At 39.8% G+C, this 4,354-nt stretch carries 5 protein-coding genes and 1 pseudogene; all 6 read right to left on the bottom strand.

Annotated elements, in window-relative coordinates; all coding sequences use genetic code 11:
* Positions 1 to 428, bottom strand: a pseudogene (locus GMD6S_RS08395) (preprotein translocase subunit SecA); the annotation flags it as partial.
* A gap of 130 nt (positions 429 to 558) precedes the next feature.
* Positions 559 to 1,314, bottom strand: a complete 756-nt coding sequence (locus GMD6S_RS08390) for a DNA alkylation repair protein (protein ID WP_001085879.1) — start codon at positions 1,312 to 1,314, stop codon at positions 559 to 561.
* Between the two features lie 144 nt (positions 1,315 to 1,458).
* The gene (locus tag GMD6S_RS12990; RefSeq protein ID WP_000415957.1) at positions 1,459 to 1,749 is read right to left on the bottom strand and encodes a hypothetical protein; all 291 of its coding nucleotides are present in this window, start codon (positions 1,747 to 1,749) and stop codon (positions 1,459 to 1,461) included.
* Positions 1,750 to 1,881: 132 nt separating this feature from the next.
* On the bottom strand, positions 1,882 to 2,478 hold the full coding sequence (locus tag GMD6S_RS08380; RefSeq protein ID WP_000812473.1) for a LemA family protein: 597 nt from the start codon (positions 2,476 to 2,478) through the stop codon (positions 1,882 to 1,884).
* 160 nt (positions 2,479 to 2,638) lie between these two features.
* A complete protein-coding gene (locus GMD6S_RS08375; protein WP_000749678.1) occupies positions 2,639 to 3,505 on the bottom strand; it encodes a TPM domain-containing protein in 867 nt (288 codons plus the stop codon).
* A gap of 228 nt (positions 3,506 to 3,733) precedes the next feature.
* A partial coding sequence (locus GMD6S_RS08370; protein WP_000518382.1) for a GTP-binding protein occupies positions 3,734 to 4,354 on the bottom strand: 621 nt, incomplete at its 5' end.

Genomic DNA, 4,354 nt, shown 5'->3' with positions numbered 1-4,354 from the left:
TCACCCATTTCAGTCGCGTCACGTTCTGTTAGGTATTCGTTGACTGTAACTACGTGAACCCCTTTACCTGCAAGGGCATTGAGGTACACTGGCATAGTCGCTGTCAAGGTCTTCCCTTCACCCGTACGCATCTCTGGAACGTCACCATGGTGAAGAACAATCCCACCCATGACCTGAACCTTATAAGGGAAGAGCCCAAGGACACGTTTTGCAGCTTCACGAACTACTGCAAAAGCCTCATATAGCAATGAATCAAGTGATTCACCCTTATTGTACCGCTCTTTAAATTCGTCAGTTTTCGCTTTTAGTTCTTCGTCTGACATTGCAGCCATTTGGCTCTCATAGTTAAGAACCTTATCAGCCATCTTTTCCAGACGACGAAGTTCTCCTTTATCATTTTCAATAATCGTTTTTAAAATATTAGCCATGATTTTCCTTACTTTTTATTCTGAATATTTTAGAATGTTCTTTTAATTTTAGCATATTTACCATTATTTTTCAAGAAAGAATCCTTAATTTACAACGGAAAAGGCCAGCTGAAATTCAGTTTTTTTTGCATCAATCTTCTGTGGCTACCTTTTTGTTTTTTGTTCGAGATGCATGCTTGATGATCCAAGCACAACTTGGACTTAGCTCCTTCTTTTGCCAAGTTTGAAGAATCCTTTCAAACTTATCAGGATCTTCCTTGTATAAATCATTTAAATTATTAGCTACACTTTTTTGAATGGACTTGTCTCTATCATCCTTTAGATTGGTCAGAATAGTGGTGAAATCCTCAAAATAATCCAATACCACGGTTTGTTTCTTAGCCCAAGGCAGACGGATACGCATACATTCGCTGGCAAGTCTACGAACGCGCAAATTTTCATCCCGACTCCATTCTAACAGCAAAGCCATTGTAGCCTTAGGATAGCGAGCCAGCAAAGGTCTCATAGAAAATTCTCCAGTAAATCGCTTGGTTAGTTCCTTACTAAAGGCCGCGCTCAATTCAAATTCCTTGTCCCCATATAGCTCTACATATTTTCCGATTGGCCAAAGCCAATATCCTTCTGAGAACATACCTAAACCACCCTCCAACTCGGGACCCAAAATTTTCTCAAAAACCTTGAGAGAGTCCTCATAAGATAGGGGAAGGCAATCTTTGATACTTTTAGCCAAGAGTTCTTGACGCTGGCTAAACTCCAACTCTTCCAAGTCTTTTTCTACCAACAACCTAAACTTTCGCTCATCAAATGCAGGGGACGCTTCTTGCAACCGTCGACTCAAATCCCTAGCATAAGCCAAGTCATAATAATCTTTTACTTTTTTAGCCATTTTTCAAATCCCTTAATCTTCATTTTACGGGACTTATTATATCATACAGACAGTCCGTCAACAAAATTATTTTCATATCTCCAACTATTTTAATAAGGAAGAAAAAAGGACTAGAAGCTAGTCTAGTCCTTCATTTTTTAATGTTTAATTTCCCAAGAATATAGGCAATATCCCAAAATACCAAAAGAGATTGATCCAGAAGGCCAAGCAAAAGATGATGCCAAAGATGAGAAGACTGATTTTTTTAATCAGCACGGAGTATAGGATGGATAAAACTCCAAAAACCACAAAGAGTTTTTTCATAACGAAATAATATACTGAAACTCCTCCTATTTGCCAATCCCAAGGAAGGAAAAACATGAGGAACCAGAGAAGGCAAATCGTAAGAATATATCTCTTGTAGTGCGCTTCAAGAAAGGCTTTTGTTTTCTCCATAGCAAACCTCCATTTGAGTCACTGTCTCTTCCCTTTTATTATACCAAAAAAACCTGGAAAAAGCTTTCCAGGTTCGGATTTGAAATCACTAGTCCTACTAGAGAAATTCCTTTATTCACAGGCTGATTCACTTTATTGACTTGATGAAGATGTTCCAAAATCGACCTTAGGAACTGTCTTGGCTTCTTCTGTTTCTTTAAAGGTTTCAGCTTCTTTAAAGTTCATCATATTCGCAAAAAGCACGGTTGGAAAACTTCTCAACTTTTGATTGTACTCAGCTGCAACCTTATTATAGTCCTTGCGTGCTACAAAAATACGATTTTCACTGCCTGAAAGTTCGACCATTAGTTGCTCAACATTTTGATTGCTCTTGAGCTCTGGATAATTCTCCGTCAAGGAAATCAAGCGGGAAAGAGCAGAGCTCAATTCTCCCTGAGCCTTTTGGTTTTCTTCCGATGTCACTGAGCTACTACCGATTTTAGCTCTAGCATCCGCAATCTTGGTAAAGACTTCGGTTTCATGATTCATTTGTCCTTTAACGGACTCCACCAAGTTACCAATCAAGTCCGAACGACGTTGGAGGGCTGTCGAAACATCGGCCTGAGCCTGCTCCACTTTAGTCTGTTCACCAACCAGACCATTATAGGTCGTCACTGCGGAACAACTTCCCAGAACTAGTAGTCCAAAAAAGATCGCCACTATTGAGAGAATTACTTTATTTTGTTTCATATCAAAACCTTAACACTTTCTTTTATCAACTTTTCTGAGAAAATACTCAGATTTTAAATCAATTTCCCAAACTTTGTTTTTATTTTTAATTAAGGAGTGAACTCTTGCAAAGGAGTCACCTTACTGTATGGAAAAATCGGTTTGTGCAATATATGATCACTCACCAGTCATCAGACGAACCGCCACCATCAAAGCCACCGCCGTCCCAGCCTCCAGATGAGTCGGAGCCTGAGTCAGACCAAGAAGAACCTGAATCAGACCAAGAGGAACCTGAGTCTGATGAGTCACTGCCCCACCAGCCACCGCCAGAATCATCTCCACGTGAACCACGACCACCAAATAGAAATCCGATAATCATCACGATGAAGTAAATGAGAACTCCAAATACGATAACTCCGTCGCTCGAACTGCTTTTTCGATGACGTCTCGAAGAACTACTCTCACCAGCATACCTTTCAAGTTCCCTTAAGCGACTAGAGTTGGTAGTATAGTCGTAACTACTTTTAGAACTTGAAGCAGTCGTACTCGATCCACTATAGAACATGTAGTTGAGATTATTGACTATTGAGAGAACACCCTTGTTATAGTCACCATTTTTAAAGTAAGGACGTGCTGTTGTCAAGAACCTGTGAGTCTGATAGTCAGTGATCTTACTGGCCACATTATTACTGGTTTCAATCCGTGATTTTCTATCTTGGACTGCTACCACAATCAAGACACCGTGATTATCTCCCGAGTAGCCAATCTTCCAAGCCCTAGCTGTTTCATTGGCTACAGTCTCGATTGTTTCTCCATCTAGGCTTTTCACAACGTAAACACCCATCTGGAATTTTTCTGATTTTTTACTATTGACATTATTCAATTCCCGAATCTGACTTATAGTCTCATCCGTTAAATAATGATCCGGGTCATAAATTCCGTACTCAGGTTTTTCAGGTGCTGTGAATGCTGACAAGAAGAGAAAGATCATTAGCAACCCAAGCAAGCGAACCAACAAACTATGTTTAAATAATCTGCTTTTTTTCATAATAACCTCCCTGATAAAGGAAAATTGATTTAAGGAATTATAGCATTTTGATTTTTACAAAAAAAGTGCATTTTCATTACAAATAGATTACAAAAACTAGGAAAATGATTGAAATTTGATGACAGATTCTCCTCCAATTTGGCAGGTTCTTTTCTCCCCTTTTAGTATAGAAAAAAGAAGACTATGAAGTCTTCTTTTAGTTTATTTTTGTAGAAAAACAAGCAAGGGTTACTTGCGTTTTCTTGCAATCAAGTGAATCGGTGTTCCCTCAAAGGCAAAGGCCTTGCGGATTTGATTTTCTAAGAAACGCAAGTAAGAGAAGTGCATGAGTTCTTCTTCATTGACAAAGATGACAAAGGTTGGTGGCTTGGTTGCCACTTGGGTAGCGTAGAAAATCTTGAGGCGTTTCCCTTTGTCTGTCGGTGTTGGATTGATGGCAATGGCATCCATAATCACATCGTTCAAAACTGCTGAAGGAATACGGGTGTTTTGGCTTTCACTGATTTGCTTAATCATCTCAGGCAGTTTATGGAGACGTTGCTTGGTCAAAGCTGATACAAAGACAATCGGTGCATAAGGCAAATATTGGAACTGCTCACGAATATCCTCTTCCCATTTTTTCATGGTGTGGTTGTCTTTCTCAAGAGTATCCCACTTATTGACAACGATGATCATCCCTTTACCGGCTTCGTGGGCAAAACCTGCGATACGCTTGTCGTACTCGCGAATACCTTCTTCTGCATTGAGGACCATCAAGACCACATCAGAACGGTCAATGGCTCGCATGGCTCGCATGACAGAATATTTCTCCGTATTTTCATAGACTTTACCAGACTTACGCATACCAGC

It is taken from the genome of Streptococcus sp. GMD6S (assembly GCF_000297015.1).
The sequence above is the reverse complement of the archived record's forward strand: the minus strand, read 5'-3'. Positions and strand labels throughout refer to the sequence as shown.